Here is an 18,538-nt window from a genome sequence, read left to right on the forward strand (position 1 = left end):
TGTCCATTGGAAAGCAAAAAAGTCTTGCCACTCATGGGCGACGCCGCGTAAGCCACAATCATGGATTACGGTGGTCACGTCGTTTTGAAATTAGTCGTTAAAAATATAAAAGAGGGAATTCCCAATGTCTTCTGACCGAAAACAAAACTTACAAGATACATTTCTTAACTCCGTCCGTAAGTCCAAGACCAGTCTGACAATTTTTTTGGTCAATGGTGTGAAATTACAAGGTGTCGTTACTTGGTTCGACAATTTTTGTGTTTTATTGCGCCGAGACGGACAGGTTCAGCTGGTTTACAAACATGCAATTTCTACGATTATGCCATCTGGTCAGGTTCAACTGTTTGATCCAGAGCTTGAAGATTAAAAATCGATTGAAGACATTTCGTCTTATTTTCTTCCCTTCTATTCCATTAGGCGGTGCTCATGCTGGAGCGTGATATACCGCGAGAGCGGGCTATTGTCCTGCATCCTCGTTTTGCCAATAACCGCGCAGATGATGCGGATTATGACCTCGAAGAAGCCGTTGGTCTGACCGAGGCCCTTGATGCAGAGTGCGTTGAAGCGCGAATTATCCCCATCCGTGAGGTGAAAGTCTCTAACTTATTTGGTTCGGGGCAAATAGAAGACATCAAGACTGTTATCAAAGCGCATGAGGCCACTCTGGCTATCGTGAATGCCTCTTTATCACCAGTTCAGCAGCGTAACCTTGAAAAGTTTTGGAAGTGTAAGGTCATTGACCGCACCGGTCTTATATTAGAGATTTTTGGTCTCCGTGCCGCGACGAAAGAAGGGCGTTTACAAGTTGAATTGGCCCGTTTGGGTTATGAGCGCTCTCGCCTTGTTCGGACATGGACTCATTTGGAACGACAACGCGGCGGCGGTGGGTTTTTGGCAGGCCCAGGGGAAACCCAAATTGAAAGTGACCGCCGGATTCTCAACGATAAAATCACCAAGCTTCGACGAGATTTGGATGATGTGCGTCGTACGCGTGGCCTACAACGGAAAAAACGCGAGCGAGCGCCAGAGCGCGTTGTAGCGCTCGTTGGTTATACGAATGCGGGGAAATCCACATTATTTAATGCCTTAACGGCGGGCGGTGTCATGGCGAAAGACATGCTCTTTGCGACATTGGATACGACGCATCGGATTTTGCCGCTTCCTTCTGGTCAAACCGCTATTCTATCAGACACAGTTGGATTTATTTCCGATTTGCCTACTGACCTTATCACAGCCTTTCGGGCGACATTGGAAGAGGTCAAGGATGCAGACTTATTGCTCCATGTACGTGATATTTCTGACCCTCTCACAGAACGTCGTCGCGATGAAGTATTGGAAGTTCTTGACCAAATCGAAGCTGGGCCAGAACACGGCCAAACGGTTATAGAGGTCTGGAATAAAGGCGACTTAATCGTTGGGCCTGAACGAGAGGCCTTGAAAGAACGCGCCGCTGCCACTCTTGATTTTGATGACATGATGAATGCTTTCCTGATTAGCTGTCTTAGCGGGGAAGGGTTGTCGGATTTACTTTTAGGTGTGGAAGAGGCGCTAAGCGCCAATGACCACACGATTTCAGTGACAATTGATCCTGCAAATTTTTCAGCCAGAGCGTGGCTTCATTCTCATGGACATGTTCTAGAAGAGGATATGCGCAAATCTGGAAATGTCGATATGACAGTTCGCTTATCAGAATCGGATAATGGTAAGTTTAGAGCGAAATATGCACGCCTTGTAAGGTTGTAATCTATAAAGTAATAAGCGTTTCCCCCGACGCATTTTGTTGAAAACACATTTTAGGTGAATTAGCCTGTTGTGATTGATGTTGGAGGGAGCCCTATTGTGGATATCGTATTAGAGCAAATTAAGAAGATCCCAGACTATATCGTGCTGTTCGCACCAAGCGTGTTATTGGGCTTTATCATTTTTATTGGTGGCCGTTTAATCGTCAGAAAAGCCTCTACGGGAACGGTGAAAGCGACTGAAAAAATCCCGAATATTGACTCTACGCTTGCACGCTTCTTTGGGTCTCTTGTTCTCTTTATAGGCATGGGCGCCGTGATTGTTTTGGCCTTGTCGGCCATGAAGATTAATCTTGCGTTTTTAGCGACCATTGTTGCGGCTCTAGTATTGGCTTTGGGCTTTGCTTTGCAGGATTCTCTGGGGGATTTTGCATCTGGAATCATGCTGGCCTTATTTCGCCCCTTTAAAGTCGATGATCAGGTTGAAGTTGCGGGTGAAACAGGCGTTGTCATTGAAACGGGCTTGTTTAGCACTCGTCTCGTGACGCGGGATAATGTTATTATCAATGTGGCCAATGGTGCTGTGTTTGGCGGGACAATCAAAAATTATTTCCACGATGGGAAGCTGCGATTGGATACGGATATAGGTGTCAGTTATGATGCTGACCTAAATAAAGCTATCAAAGCAATCTTATCCGCCGTGAAAGGCGATGCCCGTATTTATTCAGATCCTGCGCCTTGGGCAAAAGTCGTTTCTCTCGGAGATTCAGCTGTTGTCATACAGCTACGTGTTTGGACGGATGCTGAGGATCACCGCAAAGTTAAGATGGATATTAGTCAACCCATTAAAAAAGCGCTCGACAAAGCCGGAATCGAAATTCCGTATGAGCATAATACAATTGTCAGAAAATCGGCTTAGTCAGGGGATTACGTCATGAATATTTTAAATCACAAAGCTTTCTTTTCTGACTTGTTGCAAGTGCAGGTGAGTGAGGGGGCGCAAGACGCCACGCCGAAATTGTTGGAAAACCCAAGTGGCTTCGCTCAATATTATTTGGATGTCGTTATTGAAAAATCCGTCTTCTTTGTTCCCAAAATTCTGCTCGCCATACTTATTCTCTGGATAGGGTTTTCTATTGCAGGGCGTCTATATAATGCGTTTTTAAAGCGAACCAAAGAGAGTGCCCATGTCGACACGACCATTGGCAATTTCGCGGCGGGCGCCTTAAAATACGCTGTAATAATTGCAACACTCTTAGGCGCCATTGCGGCCGTCGGTATCCCTGTTGCCAAAGTGTTTGTTATCCTATCGGCTGCGACATTGGCGATTGGTTTGGCGCTGCAAGGCTCTATGGCTAATGTTGCTGCGGGATTACTGCTTGTATTATTCCGCCCCTATAAAATTGGTGACTATGTCGAAGTTGGCGGAGAAGAAGGCGTGGTTGATGATTTAAATATATTCACCACGACATTGATAACATTAGATAATATCAAGGTTATTTTGTCTAATAGTGAGGTCAGAGGGAATACAATAAAGAACTATACAGCCCAGCCTATTCGGCGTGTCGATGTGGATTTCGGAATTGATTATGATGATGATATGGATAAGGCGATCAAAATCATCACGACGACGGCGGCTAAAGACAAGCGCGTACTTAGCGAGCCTGACGCACCTTGGGCGCGGGTGTCTTGTCTGAATGATAGCTCGGTTGATATCCAAATGCGGGTTTGGTGCAAACCCGAAGATTATTGGGATGTAAAGTTTGACCTGTTGAAAGCTGTAAAAGAAGCTTTCGATAAAGGCGGGATCTCAATTCCTTATCCCCATGTCGTCGAAATAGAGAAATAAGCCTTATAGACCAATATGAGTGGCGAGTTAAATTGAAGCTCTCTGGTTCAGCTTTTTGCCTTGATCCAGAGCGCTTCAAGTTCATCAAGGCTGTAGGCTTCTATGGGTTTCTGATTAGCTGATGTTTCAATCTGATGTTCTATATTTTGAAAACGTGAAGTGAACTTCGCATTTGCTTTGCGAAGGGCGATTTCTGAGTCGACGCCGAGTTTTCTAGAGAGGTTTACGACGGTAAATAATAAATCCCCGATTTCATTTTCAATCTCGTCTTTGTCTCGACTGTCTATAGCCTCTTTGACCTCGGCAATTTCTTCATCAATCTTATCCCAAACAGGGGCTGCCGACGGCCAATCAAACCCTGTTTTCGCGGCGCGTTTCTGAAGCTTTTGGGCTCGCATCAAAGCGGGGAGACTTAAGGCAACCCCTTCTAAGCGGCTGGTTTGCCCTTTCGCGCTGCGTTCCGCCGCTTTCATTTTTTCCCAGTTTATATCTTCGGCATCAGGCAAGCTATCCTCTGCGAATATATGAGGATGGCGACGCACCATTTTCTCGACGAGCCCATTCGTCACATCGTCTAAGTCAAAAGCATTTTCTTCTTCTGCAAGCTTGGAGTGAAAGACCACTTGAAACAAAAGATCGCCCAATTCTTCGCGTAATTCGCCCATATCTTTTCGTTGTATGGCATCGTCAACTTCATAGGCCTCTTCAATGGTGTAAGGCGCGATAGTTTCAAAACTCTGCTGGCTATCCCATGGGCATTCATTGCGCAGTCGGGTCATAAGATTTTTTAACCGAGCATAAGGTGTTTCCCCGGAAAGGAGACTATTCTGCGGGGCTTTTACCTCATGAGATTTCACGTCAGGCCTTATCATCGTTGGGGGTATATGCGGTGTTAGAGTTTAGGTTTTCTGAGCGTCCAGATAATAAGAGTCAGTAACCCTAAAAAGCTAATGCCATAGGCCGCGAGAATGAAAGGGGTATTAGAGCCATAATCAAACATTTTAGGACTCTTTTATCGTTATTGTTGCGGCTTGTGAAACAGGGCGGCGTTTGTTCTTCAACTTTGCTAAATCGCCTTCTATGCCGCGTAGAGCACACCAACCCAACAGGGCCATATATCCGATGGACATTACTAAGAGAGGTATAAGGAACTCTTGCGCCATGCCCGGGGCGCCTGGCTGTGACACTGAGGCCGGTTGATGTAGTGTATTCCACCATTCGACAGAGAATTTTATGATAGGAATATTGATAAAGCCTACCATGGCGACAATTGAGGCTAATCTCGCTGCGCGGCGGCGATCTTCTATCGTCGCCCATAATAAAAGATAGCCAGTATAGATAAAGGCTAAGATCAGTACAGACGTCATACGTCCGTCCCATTGCCACCAAGTTCCCCAAGCTGGACGCCCCCAAAGACTGCCGGTGATAAGGGCAAGGATTGTGAAAACGAGGCCGGGAACGGCGAAGCTTTTTGCGGCGCTATCTGCCAAGCTGTGACGCCAAACGAAACTAACAAGGCTTGCCACGGCGAGGGCAGTATAGGCAAAGAGGGCGCACCAAGCAGCAGGTACGTGAACATACATCATGCGCACACCCTCTCCATGAAGTTCTGCGGCAGGTGAGCTAAACAGGCCTAGATAGGTTGCGATGGTTATGCAAAGGGCTGCGAGTCCACCTAAAAGCGGCGTTAGCCATTTTGAGACCCGCGCAAAACGGGCTGGGTTAGCCATATAGCTTATCATGACGGCTCCAAATTCAAGCGTAATGCGGCGCTGCTCGCTGGTATTCCTACGGCAATTGAGAGTAAACTTAAACCGCTCAGAATACGAATCTCAGATGCGGCCCAACCATCCGTCACAAAACTCTCTGTGGCGGCTATTCCAAATATTAAAAGCGGGATGAGGAATGGCATGACCAGTAATATAGCCAAAAATCCTGCCCCTACACGACCGCATAATATGGCGCCAGCTAGTGTTACATAAGCTGCCAAAGCAGGAGCCGTCAAAGCCAGTGCGAATAAGATCGCCGCAATCAATCTTCCTTCTAATCCAAACAGTAAAGAGGCAAAGGGTATGGTTATAAAAAGTGGCAAAAATCCTGTCACCAGAAAGCTTGCCCATTTCGCCAAGCAAAGGGTTAGAGGCGATATACCACTAAGTAGGATTTGTGAAAGCGTGCCTTGGCGAAAGTCACTTTGGAAAATCGTGTTAAAGGATAAGAGCATCGAGAATAGAACACTAAGCCAAATTAGAGCCGTCCCGAGCCGCCTTAGCTCGGATATCTGCCCGCCCAAAGCGATACTACAGAGAGCCAAAAAGGCGCTCATAAATACGGCGCCCATAATCCACCCACCGCCAGAGCGCCATGCAAGAGTTATATCTCTCAGAAATAGGGAGAGGAACGCTTTCATGTCATCTCTGAGGATAAATGTAGGGTTTTGGTTTGCACACCCTGAAGGGGAATGGGCGAATGTGTAGCCACGACCGCAATGCCCCCTGCCTTTATGTGATCTGAGAGTGTCTGAGTTACAAATGCGCGCCCTTGCACATCGAGAGCAGAAAAGGGTTCATCCAAAAGCCAGAGGGGGCGTTGTGATGCCATGATTTTTGCAAGGCCGAGCCGTTTTTTCTGCCCCAAAGAGAGTCCTTCGACCATTACAGAGGCCGCCGCGCTTAATCCTGTGCGTCGAAGTAAATCATCAATGTCAATCGATAGTGATTGAAGGTTGAGAAAGAATTTCAAGTCCTCAGCGGCTGTAAAGCCGCGGCTAGAACCGTCGGGCTGGGAAAGCAAAGCGGCGCAATTAAAAGGGTGTGCATCACCCGCATAGTCAATTTGTCCTATCTCAGGCTTTAATAATCCTGCCAGAGACAAGAGAAGGGTCGACTTCCCAATTCCATTTTCTCCTGTGACGTATACTAGGCTGCCAGAGGATAGAGTCAGCGACAGATTGTCAATCAGGACACGTTCACCCCGAGCTAGGGTGAGGTTTCGCATCTCGACATAAAAAGTCGTCTCGCTAGATATTGGCTCAATCGCGGTCATCGCGGGCTATATGGCTAAAATGACGCGCCCTGTCACCCTTACTTTATGTCGCCCTGCATTGCGCCTTAGACCTAGCAGCGCTAAAAGTACCTATGTCAGACAGCAAGCCTAATCGTATTGTACCGCCAAACCGAAATAAGCGGCTTGCTGCTATTTTGGGTTTTGGGGTATTAACTGTCGCGGGCCTAGGCCTGATTTTTTCAGCCTTGGGTCAAAATACAGAGTTTTTTTATAACCCTAGCGATATTGCCTCGGAAGGGTTTGTACCTGGGTCAGACATCTATCGAATGGGAGGGATGGTCGTTACGGGGTCTGTGAACCGTAAGGGGGGGGTACTCACCGAATTTTCTGTTGCGGATTTTGAACGCGAAATGGAAGCGCCAATCCTTGTCATGCATGACGGGAGTTTGCCTGACTTATTCAAAGAGGGGCAGGGGGTCGTCGTGTCGGGCCGTATGAATGAGGCGGGTGTTTTTATCGCCAATGAGGTTCTGGCGAAGCATGATGAGAATTATCAGCCGAAAATAAAGTACCAAGACGAGAAGTCTTAGTATTCTCTATAAATCACTGTGTATCTGCAAATCACAACGTATCACCACTAAGAATAGGGGCGTTGTGAAAGGAAACGCGGACGACAAAGCCGATGTGGGGCAACCTGGCCGCCCGCTGTCCAACACAAAGGAAGGACGAGGCATCTATAGAACATAATCTGCCTTGGGGGGAGTGATTCACTGTTAACATCATTGAAATAATTAGGTTTTTATCGTGCAATGAAGTGGACACTCAATTTTAAAGTGATGACGCTGGGTTGATGTGGCCGTTATCACACGTGAGAGTTTACTAAAAAAATGGAATGAAGCCTGCAAAGAATCACGCCTTCGGCTTGCACCCTTGCAGTTCTCCTTTAAGCCCAAATTATGGTGCAAAATCCGGATATAATCATTGCTGGTGCAGGGCTTTCAGGCTTGCTGATGGCTTGGCGATGTTTGGACGTAAATCCTGAGTTGTCTATTTTAATGATAGAGGCATCGGATAAAATCGCTGGCGATCATACATGGTCTTTTAACCTCAGCGATGTGCCTGATTACCTGCATGACTGGCTAAAGCCTTTTATCGTCTATCAATGGCCGCGATATGACGTGAAGTTTCCCAAACGGGAACGCACGTTGGAAATCCCTTATTGCACAGGGAATAGTGATTCACTTCGCACCTGCGTAGCTCCATATATTGAAAACGGGCGTCTGAAGGTGATGTTAGGAACGAAAGTGACGGCTTTAACGGCTTTTTCTGTGACGCTCGAAAATGGCGATGTATTGAAGGCGCATTGCGTGTTGGATGCACGGGGGTTTCAGCCAAACAAAAACGTCTTCCTTGGCTATCAAAAATTTGTTGGGAAAACCATACGCACGCAAAAACCGCATGGCCTCATAAATCCAATCATTATGGATGCCACCGTGAAGCAATTGGGCGGTTATCGATTCGTCTATTGTCTGCCTTTCAGCGACCATGAGGTATTGGTTGAGGATACTTATTATACAGATGGGCCAGAATTGTCTGAGAGTGAAATTGCAGGGCGCGTTGATGGTTATATTCAGGCGCAGGGGTGGGAGGAATATGAAGTCGTGCGCCAAGAGAAGGGTGTCTTACCCATTACCTTAGGAATTGATAAAGCCGAGCTAAATAATTGTGACGTGACAATTGGTATACGAGGCGGATTTTATCATGCAGTGACAGGATATAGTTTTCCTGACGCGGTAAAACTTGCAGACTATCTGTCATGGGATATTCAAGGAGATAGGGAAACTTCTTCATCCCTAGCCATCGATGGGGCTCCACATTTTTTGAGATGGAGTAAATTCCCGAAAGAGTCATTCCTTCGCCTCTTAAACCGTATGTTGTTTCGGGCCTGCGAACCTGAAAAACGCTATAAAGTTTTGCAGCGATTTTATGGTCTTTCTGAGGGTTTGATTAAACGGTTTTATGCGGGCAAATTAACCCTTACTGACAAAGCTCGAATCCTGATTGGAAAACCACCTGTGCCAATTCATAAAGCCCTATATAATTTCAGCGAGAAAGCCTTTATTGAACGTGAACGTGAACGTCGACAGAGAGATTCTCTATAATAATGTTTCCTACCGACCCACCGAATATGAGACCTAGCAAGCCTACCGCCATCGTAATTGGGGCAGGGTTTGGCGGTATTGCACTCGCGATACGTCTTCAAATTATGGGGTTTCAAACAACGCTTGTTGATAAGCGGGATAAGCCCGGGGGACGTGCTTATGTATATGAGCAAGATGGTTATAAATTTGACGGTGGCCCGACGGTTATTACTGACCCAGATTGTCTTAAAGAGCTATTTGAATTAGCTGGGAAAAATATAGAGGATTATGTCACGCTCCTCCCTGTAGATCCTTTTTATCGTTTGCAATGGGAAGACGGTGACGTCTTCGACTACAATAATGATGATGCCTATTTGGAAGAACAAATTGCAAAAAGAAACCCTGATGATGTTGCAGGGTACCATAAGTTTTTGAGGTATTCCAAAGACTTATACCGAGAAGGTTATGAGAAGCTAGGTACGACAGCTTTTTTGAAAATGGGCCAAATGTTCAAAGCGGCCCCGCAATTAATTCGCCTTCGCGCCGATAAGTCCGTTTATGCTATGGTGTCAAAATTCGTCAAAGATGAAAAAATACGACAACTTCTCTCGTTTCAATCGCTTTTGGTCGGCGGCAATCCATTTAAAACCTCGTCTATTTACGCTCTCATTCATGCGTTAGAACGCAAGGGCGGCGTCTGGTTTGCCAAAGGCGGGACAGGCGCGTTAGTGGAGGGTATGGTTAGGCTTTTCAGTGACTTAGGCGGAGAACTTCGTTTAAATACAGATGTCACAGATATTCATGCTGACGGCGATAAGGTGCATAGCATAACCGCAGCAGATGGCTGGACAGCTAAAGCAGCGTTAATCGCGTCTAATGCTGATGTCGTTCATACATATTCGCAGCTCTTACGTGATACACCACGCGGAAAACGCTATGGGAATAAATTGAAAAAAGCGTCTCATTCTATGTCACTGTTTGTGATATATTTTGGGCTGAAAACAACCCACCCCAATTTGAAACACCACATCATTTTATTAGGAAAACGCTATAAGAATTTGATTGCAGAGATATTTGGTAAAGGCAAAAAACTGCCTGATGATTTCTCCCTTTATCTGCATGCGCCTTGCGTCACGGATAAGAGCATGGCTCCAGAGGGGTGCTCGTCTTATTACGTGTTATCACCGGTTCCGCATTTGGGTCATGCTGATGTTGATTGGGATGTTGTTGGGCCGCAATATACACAAAAGATTTTAGACTATATAGAGGCCCATGCTATTCCCAATCTCAATAGGGATTTAACGGTGCTGAAAACCCTGACGCCGTTCGGCTTTCGCGATGAATTAAATGGTCACCTAGGGAGTGCGTTTTCGATAGAGCCTATTTTGACTCAATCGGCGTGGTTCCGTCCACATAACCGTGATGACGTTATAAAAAATATGTATATTGTCGGCGCCGGAACGCACCCTGGTGCGGGCGTTCCGGGCGTCGTTGGTGCAGCGAAAGCCACAGCAGGTGTCATCGAAAATGATTTTAATCAGGTCCTAAAAGGAAAGTAATATGTCTGAACTCTCTATGGCGAATGCTATTGGCGCGCTCCCTCGGATGCTTGATAATCTAGAGCATATTCTTCGCAAAGCAGAAGGCAATGCCGAGGAACGTGGTATTGACCCTAGCGTATTCTTAAATGCTCGCCTTGCACCTGATATGTGGCCGTTATGGAAACAAGTACAAACCGTCGCCCGTTTTGCTGGTATTGCCCCTTACCGTATCGTCGGGCGCGACGCCCCAGAATATGATGAACCCACTGATAGTTTCGAAGCGCTCTATGCTTTGATTGCAAAATCGAAGTCAGATATCGCGGGTGTTTCGGCAGAGGAACTCCAAGGAAAAGAAGGCCGTGTCTTCAAATTGAAAATAGGGCCACGGGAAATCGACTTTACAGGTATTTCATATTTTTCAGGCTTCAGCATTTCTCAAATCCATTTCCACACCACGACCGCTTATAATATTTTGCGCCATAACGGAGTGCCTCTTGGTAAATTTGATTATTTTGGTGGTCAGTAAAAGCCTCTGTCTTGGACGCAGTTACACAATTTGGACACGCCTCGATTAAGAAGGGCTCTAAGTCCTTTGCATTGGCGAGTCGGGTTTTACCGCCAGAGTTAAGAGACGACGCCTCTATGCTTTATGCATGGTGTCGTTATTGCGATGATGTGATTGATGGCCAAGAAATGGGTCACGGGCAAATTGCGGATTATAAAATAGGGCAAAGGGACAGACTTAACCGGCTACGTGAAGATACCTCTCATGCGCTTGCGGGGAAACCTACGGATAATCCTGTTTTTGCTGGTTTAGCGCGTGTTGTCCAAACGCATGAGATAGATCACCGTCACCCTTTTGAATTGCTTCGTGGCTTTGAAATGGACACAGAAGACCGAATTTATAAGCGTGTCGATGATATTCTGGACTACTCCTATCATGTGGCGGGTGTCGTCGGCGTTATGATGGCGAATATCATGGGCGTAAGAGATGAGGCTACGCTCGATCGCGCGAGTGATTTGGGGCTTGCTTTTCAGCTTACAAATATTGCGCGGGATGTGATTGAGGATGCGCAGGCTGGCCGCGTATTCTTGCCTCAAGACTTGCTATTAAAACATGCCGCGCCGTTCAATGCAGAGGCGTTGGCGAGGCGTGAACATTGGCCCGCCGCCCATGCTGCGGCGTGTGAACAACTGGATATCGCCGAGCAGTATTACGAAAGCGCCAAAGTCGGCATTAAAGCGCTGAACTTTCGCTGCGCATGGGCGATTAGCGCAGCTTTGTCTGTATATCGCGAAATTGGCGAAAAGCTAAGGTCTGGTGGCTCAGAAGCATGGGAAAAGCGAGTTGGCGCCTCTAGGGGGCGAAAACTGAGTCTTGCAGTTGGAGCAATTATTCCTGCGGCGGGCCGAAACTCTGTACCGGTGACGCTCAGAGAAGGGCTCTATAAACGGCCATAACAGCCATTAATTATAGGGCCGATGTTAAGGCCCCAATCGCCGCTTTTTTCTATAAAACCAAAAAGCAATTATAATCGGGATGTCAATTATAGCTCGCATTATGCCCGTTACGAGATACTCAGACATTGCCCCCGCAATTTGTTCAGGGTCAGCAGCGCCGCTCGCCGTCATGTCAATAAGCGCAGGTCTTGTGGCGCTAAGAATAAGGGTTAAAAAATACCCTAATATGAATAACGGTATGGCTAACCATAGTCGATTAATTCTCAACAAGGCTAGCAATAAGCCGATAACAAGCGGTAGCCAATCAAGGAGCAAATTTAGCATTTAGTCTTGCTCTGCTAACCACTTCTCTAACCAATGGATATTGTAGTCACCCTTCTGAAAGTCGGGGTCATCAAGTAAAGCTTCGTGAAGTGGAATTGTCGTTTGCACGCCTGATATGACCATTTCGCCAAGAGCACGCCGTAGCCGCAAAATTGCGCCTTCACGCGTATTGCCCCAAACGATGAGCTTGCCAATCAAGCTGTCATAATAAGGCGGAATTGAATATCCTGCATAAAGCGCGCTATCGAGGCGAGTATTCATGCCACCTGGTGCATGGAAATCGACGACTTTACCCGGTGAAGGGGCGAAAGTTTTCGGGTTTTCCGCGTTAATACGACACTCAATAGAATGCCCATGAAACTTAACATCAGATTGCTTGTAATTCAGCGGAAGGCCTTGGGCGACGCGAATTTGTTCACGCACTAAATCAATGCCCGTGATTTCCTCCGTTACAGGATGTTCTACCTGAAGGCGGGTGTTCATTTCGATAAAGAAAAATTCGCCTTTTTCATAAAGGAATTCAATTGTGCCAGCTCCGCGATAGCCGATTTTGCGAATCGCATTGGCAACGATGGTGCCTATGTCTTCACGTTCTTTGGCCGTTAGTGTCGGAGAAGGGGCTTCTTCGAGTACTTTTTGATTGCGGCGTTGAAGTGAACAATCCCGCTCGCCCAAATGCACAACATTGCCATGTTGATCGGCAAGGACTTGAATTTCAATATGACGCGGCCCTGTCAAATAGCGTTCAAGATATACAGCGCCATTACCAAAAGCCGCAATCGCTTCTTGCTGCGCTGCAGAGAGGGCTTCTTTAAGTTTATCAGGTGTTGCCGCTAGACGCATGCCACGACCACCACCCCCTGCGGCTGCCTTAACGAGGAGTGGAAAACCAACGGCTTTGGCTACCTCTACAGCCTCTTCGTAACTATCCACACTGCCATCAGATCCAGGGACACAAGGAATCCCGGCATCCATAACGGTTTGCTTGGCCGTGATTTTGTCGCCCATAATGCGAATATGCTCTGCCGTTGGGCCAATAAAGGCCATGCCGTGGGCTTCGACAATATCTGCAAACTTAGCATTTTCAGATAAAAAACCATACCCGGGATGAACCGCATCAGCGCCAGTAATTTCACAAGCGGCGATGATTGACGGAATATTCAGATAGCTATCCGTGGCACTATTTGGCCCAATACAGACGCTCTCATCCGCGAGGCGGACATGCATAGCATTGCGGTCTGCTTCGGAATGAACAGCCACCGTGTTTATGCCCATTTCTTTACAGGCGCGGTGAATTCGTAAGGCAATCTCGCCGCGATTGGCGATAAGTACCTTTTTAAACTCTCGTTTTTCTACAGATTTGGCCGTCATCGCTTAGACAATCACGAATAGCGGTTCACCGAATTCGACAGGCTGGGCATCATCAACATAGATGGCTTCAACCTTACCTGATTTTGGTGCCGTAATCGGGTTGAACGTTTTCATAGCTTCGACGAGTAAAATTGTATCGCCTTCGCTGACGCTATCGCCAACTTTAACAAAGGGGTCGGCATCGGGCGAGGGGCGTACATAAGCGGTTCCGACCATCGGTGAGGTCGTTGCATCTTTGTGAGTCGCAGGTTCTGCGCTGACAGGCGCTGTGTTTTGCGCGGCCGGGGTAGGCGCCGCTGCTGGCGCTATGGCTGATGGGGCCGCCATGGCTTGGATGACTTGTCCGCCCCCTTTGGAGACCCGAATTTTCAGATCGCCTTTTTTCATCTCAATTTCATTAAGGTCTGTATCGTGTAAAATATCCGCGAGCTCTCTGACCAAATCAATGTCATTGGGTTTTGGGCTATTGGTGGATTTTTTTGTATCGGCCATAAAGTCTCTCTCTTACTTGATTGGCAAATGTGTGTTCATCCGCAAGGGATGTTGATTCAACGTCTTTTTATTGGCGGCTTGTATAGGCGGGCTTTATGCAGAAGTCTTTAGTAGATTTAAGACGGCTTGCAGGCCTAATTGATAAGAATTTGCTCCAAAACCGCTAATTGTGCCTGTCGCGGCCTCTGCGACATAGGATCGGCGCCGGAAACTTTCGCGTTTTGCCGGCTGTGAGAGGTGAATCTCTACAATCGGTACGTCCAAGAGTTTCAGCGCATCATATATGGCGACAGATGTATGTGTGTAGGCGGCAGGATTGATTAGAACGGCTGATGCCTTATCCGCTGCCTCTTGAATATGATCGACAATTTCGCCTTCAATATTGCTTTGCTTGAAGACGATATCCAATTTTGTCGCCGCACGGCACTCGGCTTCGATATCGGCCAGTGTCTTTGACCCATAGATTTCGGGTTCACGCGTGCCGAGCCGGTTTAAATTGGGCCCGTTGAGTATATAAATGGGTTTGGTCATTGAGACGCTGTTTATGGCATGGTAACGCGCCCTGCAACGCAAAAGACAAAAGGTGTGATTGTGGAAATTATGGTCAATGGTGATTTTCATTCCTTTGATGAAGGTCTGACGATTGCACAAATGCTCGTAAAACTGGACTTACCCCTGAAAAAGATTGCGGTAGAACGGAATTTAGAGGTCGTTCCAAAATCGGCTTATGAAGATGTCGTTTTACAAGAGGGCGACAAGCTCGAAATTATTCATTTTATCGGAGGCGGCTAATGTCGGCGCAAAAAGACAAGCTTATCGTTGCGGGACGCGAATTTGATTCGCGGCTTATTATTGGAACGGGGAAGTATAAAGATTACGCTGAAAATGCAGCGGCCCTAGAGGCGTCTGGAGCCGATATGGTGACGGTTGCTGTGCGCCGCGTTAATTTGTCAGACCCCAAAGCGCCTATGCTTGCGGATTACATAGACCCTAAAAAGACAACATATCTTCCGAATACAGCGGGCTGTTTTACAGGTGAAGACGCTGTGCGCACATTACGTTTGGCCCGAGAAGCAGGCGGCTGGGACCTTGTTAAGCTAGAAGTTTTATCTGACCCCAAACATCTCTACCCGGATATGGAAGAAACTCTACGGGCGGCAGAACTCTTGTTGAAGGATGGTTTCGAAGTCATGGTCTATTGTTCAGACGATCCTGTTTTTGCTAAAAAACTAGAAGAAATGGGTTGCTGTGCCATCATGCCATTAGGCGCGCCAATTGGATCGGGTCTCGGGATTCAAAATCCAGTGAATATCCGCCTCATTGTTGAACAAACAAAAGTGCCTGTTATCGTTGATGCAGGTGTGGGGACAGCGTCAGACGCGACGGCAGCTATGGAACTGGGATGTGATGGCGTTTTAATGAACACAGCGATTGCCGAAGCCAAAGATCCGATTCGTATGGCGAAAGCCATGAAACACGCCGTTATTGCCGGACGGGAAGCTTATCTGGCGGGACGGATGCCCAAAAAAATGTATGCCGATCCAAGCTCACCGCTTGCAGGGCTGATTTAGGAGCGCGTTTTAAGCAGGCTTTCTTGGCTTCTGGGGCAAATTTTATGAATGTGACTTGAAAATGCCACAATTGGGAATTTGATAGGCAAAGAGGAGTTCAAATCATGCCTTTCACATATTTATTAAAGCCTATTCTTGCGACGAGCCTTGTGTTCACATTGTCAGCCTGCGCTTCATCCCCGATTGATACCTTTAAACGCGTCGGCGGCGGTGCATCTAAGACGGCCTCAGAGGTAAGAACAGGTGAGGCGCCCAAAAGCGTAGAAGGACTGGATGATAGTCATAGTTTCGCGGATGTCGTTCTCACCCCCCTTGAAGACATAAATGTCCGAAAAGATGAAATTCCGCCTATATTGCTCACAATGGACAGTCCATATTTTCAACCCGAGGACTCTAGCTGTTTTGGTCTATACAAAGAAATATTAGAGTATGATGGGTTATTAGGCCCTGATTTTGATGCGGACGAACAGGCCAAACGCTCTTCAAAGATCAAAGCTTATACGGCCGCGTCATCTGTTGTTGGCAGCGTCATTCCTTTTAGAGGGTTAGTTCGCACGGCTACAGGCGCAGCAAGCTATGACAAAGATATAGAACGGGCCTACCGTAAAGGCGTCGCGCGGCGGGCCTTCCTTAAGGGGCTTGCGAACAGTAATTCTTGCTATGAAGATGATAATTAGGCCACTGCAAGCCCCTTAGATTCGGGCTGAGTTTGAGTCAGAGTTTTCGGCACTTGTAATTCGCTCTGGTCATTCCGATGTGAATAGTCTAATCGGCGCGGCAATATGAACCGCGCGTTATGTGCAAGTAATATCCGAATCCGAGAAAAAGTAATGTCTACAGTTCTGCTCATCATACAATTGATAATAAGCCTTATCCTGACAGGCCTTATCCTGATTCAACGCTCTGAAGGCGGAGCTTTGGGTATTGGCGGCGGCGGAGGCGGCGGATTAATGTCTGGTCGTTCTGCGACAACATCTATTGCGCGGATGACGGGCATCATTGGCGCGTTATTCGTTGTGAACTCTTTGGCGTTATCCATAGTTTTTGGCATGGAAAACAGAGATAATTCAATTACTGACGATAGTAATGCCCAAGCCCCCTTGACGGCACCCGTCGATTCAAGAGATACGACCCCCCCGTTGGAGGACGTAATTACGACACCCGAATCGACAACGGAAACCCCCGTGACAGAGCCGGTTGAAGAAGAGGCGTCCGAGACCGAGGAACCAAAAGAGGGCGAATAACCGCTCTTTATTGCCCGCGGTCATGTAAGAAAGCGGGCTATGCCACGATATATTTTCATTACAGGCGGTGTGGTTTCTTCCTTGGGGAAGGGGCTCGCCTCTGCGGCCTTGGGGTCATTGCTTCAGTCACGAGGCTATAAAGTCCGTTTACGCAAGCTCGACCCTTATTTGAATGTCGATCCGGGGACAATGAGCCCATATCAGCATGGTGAAGTCTATGTCACCGATGATGGCGCTGAGACTGATCTAGATTTGGGGCATTATGAACGCTTTACGGGCGTTAGCGCGGCTCAGTCTGACAATGTTACGACAGGCCGAATCTATTCAAATATATTGGCGGCTGAAAGGCGCGGGGACTATCTAGGCGCGACCGTTCAGGTTATCCCTCATGTGACAAATGAAATTAAGAATTTCGTTTTATCTGATGCAGGCGATGTAGACTTCGTCCTTTGCGAAGTGGGCGGGACAGTCGGTGACATTGAGGGCTTGCCATTTTTCGAAGCGCTTCGCCAACTCAGCCAAGAATTACCGCGCGGCCAAACATGTTTTCTGCATGTGACACTATTGCCCTATATTGGTGCTGCAGGAGAGATGAAAACCAAACCTACACAGCATAGCGTTAAAGAGCTTCGTTCGATTGGTATTCAGCCTGATATTCTTTTGTGTCGTGCGGATCGTCCGGTCCAAGATGGCGACAGGAAAAAAATTGCACGCTTTTGTAACGTCAGAGAAAGTGCGGTTATTCAAGGTCTCGATGCGCCCTCAATCTATGATGTACCCTTAGCGTATCATGCAGAAGGGCTTGATAAAGAAGTCCTGAATCATTTCGGTGTTATAAATCCGCCTGATGCAGATTTGACGCGTTGGTGGGATATTTCCAAAACGCTTGCCAATCCTGATGCCGGAGAGGTGAATATTGCTGTCGTCGGTAAATATACGGTTTTACCTGATGCCTATAAATCTATTTCCGAAGCCTTGGTTCATGGCGGTATTGCCAATCGGGTGAAGGTCAATGTGACATGGATTGAAGCAGAAGAGTTTGAAAAATCTGACGATCCTCATGTGTTAAAAGACGCGCATGCTATTCTTGTGCCTGGCGGATTTGGAGAACGCGGGGCGGAAGGGAAAATCAAAGCTGTCACGTTTGCCCGTACCAAGAAGGTTCCATATTTTGGAATTTGCCTCGGAATGCAGATGGCTGTTGTCGAAGCGGCGCGTAACATGGCAGGAATTGAAGACGCTTCGTCGTCTGAATTCGGTGAAGATGGAACAAATATTGTCGGTCTGATGACGGAATGGGTGCGCGGGAATGAGCGCCTAGAACGTACAAAAGACACGGATCTGGGCGGGACGATGCGTTTGGGCGCTTACCCTGCGCTTCTCTCTCCGAATTCACGTGTCGCTGAAGCATATGGAACGACACAAATTGAGGAACGTCACCGTCACCGTTATGAGGTGAATGTTGATTATAAAGAACAGCTTGAGGCCGCAGGGTTGCATTTCTCAGGGGTGTCTCCAGATGGCATTTTACCCGAAATCGTAGAAATTCCAGATCATCCTTGGTTTGTTGGTGTGCAATACCATCCAGAACTCAAAAGCCGGCCATTTGACCCGCATCCACTATTCAAAGGGTTCGTCAAAGCTGCGTTAGATCAAAGCCGACTCGTTTAATCAGTTTTCACGCTGGGGTTGTCGCAGGTGGTAACGCCCTAATAAGGGGCGGCTTGATTAAAACTTAATCTTGCTCAATTATTTCGTCGCAAATTTGCAACACTGTTTTCACAATGCTGTGAGAACGG

The 18,538-nt window shown here is 47.3% G+C and carries 23 protein-coding genes; 14 read left to right on the forward strand and 9 right to left on the reverse strand.

Annotation, left to right across the window (positions count from 1 at the left end; all coding sequences use genetic code 11):
- Positions 1-124: 124 nt before the first annotated feature.
- From hfq to DES40_RS01940, 4 genes are all read left to right on the forward strand, one after another.
- Positions 125-367 carry an RNA chaperone Hfq gene (hfq, locus tag DES40_RS01925; protein ID WP_121098886.1) on the forward strand — a complete coding sequence of 81 codons (243 nt, stop codon included), beginning with the start codon at positions 125-127 and terminating at the stop codon, positions 365-367.
- A 59-nt stretch (positions 368-426) separates the two neighbouring features.
- Positions 427-1,743, forward strand: a complete 1,317-nt coding sequence (hflX, locus tag DES40_RS01930; protein WP_121098887.1) for a GTPase HflX — start codon at positions 427-429, stop codon at positions 1,741-1,743.
- 96 nt (positions 1,744-1,839) lie between these two features.
- Positions 1,840-2,658 carry a mechanosensitive ion channel family protein gene (locus DES40_RS01935; protein WP_147405827.1) on the forward strand — a complete coding sequence of 273 codons (819 nt, stop codon included), beginning with the start codon at positions 1,840-1,842 and terminating at the stop codon, positions 2,656-2,658.
- Positions 2,659-2,673: 15 nt separating this feature from the next.
- Positions 2,674-3,588 (forward strand): mechanosensitive ion channel family protein, encoded by a 915-nt coding sequence (locus DES40_RS01940; RefSeq protein WP_121098889.1) that lies wholly within the window; start codon positions 2,674-2,676, stop codon positions 3,586-3,588.
- Positions 3,589-3,635: 47 nt separating this feature from the next.
- On the opposite strand, the gene mazG is transcribed toward DES40_RS01940, so the two are convergent.
- Genes mazG through ccmA form a run of 5 tightly spaced genes read right to left on the reverse strand, consistent with a single transcriptional unit; the run spans position 3,636 to position 6,633 of the window.
- The gene (gene mazG, locus DES40_RS01945) at positions 3,636-4,460 is read right to left on the reverse strand and encodes a nucleoside triphosphate pyrophosphohydrolase (RefSeq protein WP_121098890.1); all 825 of its coding nucleotides are present in this window, start codon (positions 4,458-4,460) and stop codon (positions 3,636-3,638) included.
- Positions 4,461-4,480: 20 nt separating this feature from the next.
- Positions 4,481-4,588, reverse strand: coding sequence for a heme exporter protein CcmD (gene ccmD, locus DES40_RS13485; protein WP_121098891.1), 108 nt, complete (start codon positions 4,586-4,588; stop codon positions 4,481-4,483).
- Between the two features lies 1 nt (position 4,589).
- Positions 4,590-5,330 carry a heme ABC transporter permease CcmC gene (ccmC, locus tag DES40_RS01955; RefSeq protein WP_121098892.1) on the reverse strand — a complete coding sequence of 247 codons (741 nt, stop codon included), beginning with the start codon at positions 5,328-5,330 and terminating at the stop codon, positions 4,590-4,592.
- Entirely contained in the window at positions 5,327-5,998 is a 672-nt protein-coding gene (locus DES40_RS01960; protein WP_121098893.1) for a heme exporter protein CcmB, read from the reverse strand. The genes ccmC and DES40_RS01960 overlap by 4 nt, the downstream gene beginning before the upstream one ends.
- Complete coding sequence (gene ccmA / locus DES40_RS01965; RefSeq protein WP_121098894.1) at positions 5,995-6,633, reverse strand: heme ABC exporter ATP-binding protein CcmA; 639 nt, start codon at positions 6,631-6,633, stop codon at positions 5,995-5,997. The genes DES40_RS01960 and ccmA overlap by 4 nt, the downstream gene beginning before the upstream one ends.
- 92 nt (positions 6,634-6,725) lie before the next feature.
- On the opposite strand from ccmA, the gene DES40_RS01970 reads away from it, so the two are divergent.
- The 5 genes from DES40_RS01970 (at position 6,726) to DES40_RS01990 (ending at position 11,737) form a co-directional block, all read left to right on the forward strand.
- Entirely contained in the window at positions 6,726-7,184 is a 459-nt protein-coding gene (locus DES40_RS01970) for a cytochrome c maturation protein CcmE (RefSeq protein WP_121098895.1), read from the forward strand.
- A 366-nt stretch (positions 7,185-7,550) separates the two neighbouring features.
- Positions 7,551-8,756, forward strand: a complete 1,206-nt coding sequence (gene crtY, locus DES40_RS01975) for a lycopene beta-cyclase CrtY (RefSeq protein ID WP_121098896.1) — start codon at positions 7,551-7,553, stop codon at positions 8,754-8,756.
- A gap of 26 nt (positions 8,757-8,782) precedes the next feature.
- Entirely contained in the window at positions 8,783-10,294 is a 1,512-nt protein-coding gene (locus tag DES40_RS01980; RefSeq protein WP_121100340.1) for a phytoene desaturase, read from the forward strand.
- Between the two features lies 1 nt (position 10,295).
- Positions 10,296-10,802: a DUF1993 domain-containing protein gene (locus DES40_RS01985; protein WP_233345352.1), complete on the forward strand. Its 507-nt coding sequence runs from the start codon at positions 10,296-10,298 to the stop codon at positions 10,800-10,802.
- Positions 10,803-10,813: 11 nt separating this feature from the next.
- Positions 10,814-11,737: a phytoene/squalene synthase family protein gene (locus DES40_RS01990; protein ID WP_121098897.1), complete on the forward strand. Its 924-nt coding sequence runs from the start codon at positions 10,814-10,816 to the stop codon at positions 11,735-11,737.
- A 24-nt stretch (positions 11,738-11,761) separates the two neighbouring features.
- On the opposite strand, the gene DES40_RS01995 is transcribed toward DES40_RS01990, so the two are convergent.
- The 4 genes from DES40_RS01995 to aroQ form a co-directional block, all read right to left on the reverse strand.
- Entirely contained in the window at positions 11,762-12,061 is a 300-nt protein-coding gene (locus tag DES40_RS01995; protein ID WP_121098898.1) for a hypothetical protein, read from the reverse strand.
- Positions 12,062-13,432: an acetyl-CoA carboxylase biotin carboxylase subunit gene (accC, locus tag DES40_RS02000; RefSeq protein WP_121098899.1), complete on the reverse strand. Its 1,371-nt coding sequence runs from the start codon at positions 13,430-13,432 to the stop codon at positions 12,062-12,064.
- A gap of 3 nt (positions 13,433-13,435) precedes the next feature.
- A complete protein-coding gene (accB, locus tag DES40_RS02005; RefSeq protein ID WP_121098900.1) occupies positions 13,436-13,924 on the reverse strand; it encodes an acetyl-CoA carboxylase biotin carboxyl carrier protein in 489 nt (162 codons plus the stop codon).
- Positions 13,925-14,017: 93 nt separating this feature from the next.
- The gene (gene aroQ / locus DES40_RS02010; RefSeq protein WP_121098901.1) at positions 14,018-14,455 is read right to left on the reverse strand and encodes a type II 3-dehydroquinate dehydratase; all 438 of its coding nucleotides are present in this window, start codon (positions 14,453-14,455) and stop codon (positions 14,018-14,020) included.
- An 18-nt stretch (positions 14,456-14,473) separates the two neighbouring features.
- On the opposite strand from aroQ, the gene thiS reads away from it, so the two are divergent.
- The 5 genes from thiS to DES40_RS02035 all read left to right on the forward strand — a co-directional run bounded on the left by thiS (position 14,474) and on the right by DES40_RS02035 (position 18,410).
- Positions 14,474-14,716: a sulfur carrier protein ThiS gene (gene thiS / locus DES40_RS02015; protein WP_121098902.1), complete on the forward strand. Its 243-nt coding sequence runs from the start codon at positions 14,474-14,476 to the stop codon at positions 14,714-14,716.
- The gene (locus DES40_RS02020) at positions 14,716-15,495 is read left to right on the forward strand and encodes a thiazole synthase (RefSeq protein WP_121098903.1); all 780 of its coding nucleotides are present in this window, start codon (positions 14,716-14,718) and stop codon (positions 15,493-15,495) included. The genes thiS and DES40_RS02020 overlap by 1 nt, the downstream gene beginning before the upstream one ends.
- A 104-nt stretch (positions 15,496-15,599) precedes the next feature.
- The gene (locus DES40_RS02025) at positions 15,600-16,172 is read left to right on the forward strand and encodes a hypothetical protein (RefSeq protein WP_121098904.1); all 573 of its coding nucleotides are present in this window, start codon (positions 15,600-15,602) and stop codon (positions 16,170-16,172) included.
- 153 nt (positions 16,173-16,325) lie between these two features.
- A complete protein-coding gene (gene secG / locus DES40_RS02030) occupies positions 16,326-16,739 on the forward strand; it encodes a preprotein translocase subunit SecG (RefSeq protein WP_121098905.1) in 414 nt (137 codons plus the stop codon).
- 39 nt (positions 16,740-16,778) lie between these two features.
- Entirely contained in the window at positions 16,779-18,410 is a 1,632-nt protein-coding gene (locus tag DES40_RS02035; protein WP_121098906.1) for a CTP synthase, read from the forward strand.
- Positions 18,411-18,538: the final 128 nt, after the last annotated feature.

Origin of the sequence: Litorimonas taeanensis (assembly GCF_003634015.1) — a bacterium.
Taxonomy (GTDB): Bacteria; Pseudomonadota; Alphaproteobacteria; order Caulobacterales; family Maricaulaceae; genus Litorimonas; species Litorimonas taeanensis.

Coding starts and splice junctions, on each gene's coding strand:
- DES40_RS02020 (WP_121098903.1), top strand. CDS start 14,716: ATGTCGGCGCAAAAAGACAAGCTTATCGTTGCGGGACGCGAATTTGAT.
- aroQ (WP_121098901.1), bottom strand. CDS start 14,455: ATGACCAAACCCATTTATATACTCAACGGGCCCAATTTAAACCGGCTC.
- DES40_RS02025 (WP_121098904.1), top strand. CDS start 15,600: ATGCCTTTCACATATTTATTAAAGCCTATTCTTGCGACGAGCCTTGTG.
- accC (WP_121098899.1), bottom strand. CDS start 13,432: ATGACGGCCAAATCTGTAGAAAAACGAGAGTTTAAAAAGGTACTTATC.
- crtY (WP_121098896.1), top strand. CDS start 7,551: ATGGTGCAAAATCCGGATATAATCATTGCTGGTGCAGGGCTTTCAGGC.
- secG (WP_121098905.1), top strand. CDS start 16,326: ATGTCTACAGTTCTGCTCATCATACAATTGATAATAAGCCTTATCCTG.
- accB (WP_121098900.1), bottom strand. CDS start 13,924: ATGGCCGATACAAAAAAATCCACCAATAGCCCAAAACCCAATGACATT.
- DES40_RS01940 (WP_121098889.1), top strand. CDS start 2,674: ATGAATATTTTAAATCACAAAGCTTTCTTTTCTGACTTGTTGCAAGTG.
- mazG (WP_121098890.1), bottom strand. CDS start 4,460: ATGATAAGGCCTGACGTGAAATCTCATGAGGTAAAAGCCCCGCAGAAT.
- DES40_RS01980 (WP_121100340.1), top strand. CDS start 8,783: ATGAGACCTAGCAAGCCTACCGCCATCGTAATTGGGGCAGGGTTTGGC.
- ccmD (WP_121098891.1), bottom strand. CDS start 4,588: ATGTTTGATTATGGCTCTAATACCCCTTTCATTCTCGCGGCCTATGGC.
- DES40_RS01960 (WP_121098893.1), bottom strand. CDS start 5,998: ATGAAAGCGTTCCTCTCCCTATTTCTGAGAGATATAACTCTTGCATGG.
- ccmC (WP_121098892.1), bottom strand. CDS start 5,330: ATGATAAGCTATATGGCTAACCCAGCCCGTTTTGCGCGGGTCTCAAAA.
- DES40_RS01985 (WP_233345352.1), top strand. CDS start 10,296: ATGTCTGAACTCTCTATGGCGAATGCTATTGGCGCGCTCCCTCGGATG.
- thiS (WP_121098902.1), top strand. CDS start 14,474: ATGGTAACGCGCCCTGCAACGCAAAAGACAAAAGGTGTGATTGTGGAA.
- DES40_RS01995 (WP_121098898.1), bottom strand. CDS start 12,061: ATGCTAAATTTGCTCCTTGATTGGCTACCGCTTGTTATCGGCTTATTG.
- DES40_RS01970 (WP_121098895.1), top strand. CDS start 6,726: ATGTCAGACAGCAAGCCTAATCGTATTGTACCGCCAAACCGAAATAAG.
- hfq (WP_121098886.1), top strand. CDS start 125: ATGTCTTCTGACCGAAAACAAAACTTACAAGATACATTTCTTAACTCC.
- ccmA (WP_121098894.1), bottom strand. CDS start 6,633: ATGACCGCGATTGAGCCAATATCTAGCGAGACGACTTTTTATGTCGAG.
- hflX (WP_121098887.1), top strand. CDS start 427: ATGCTGGAGCGTGATATACCGCGAGAGCGGGCTATTGTCCTGCATCCT.
- DES40_RS02035 (WP_121098906.1), top strand. CDS start 16,779: ATGCCACGATATATTTTCATTACAGGCGGTGTGGTTTCTTCCTTGGGG.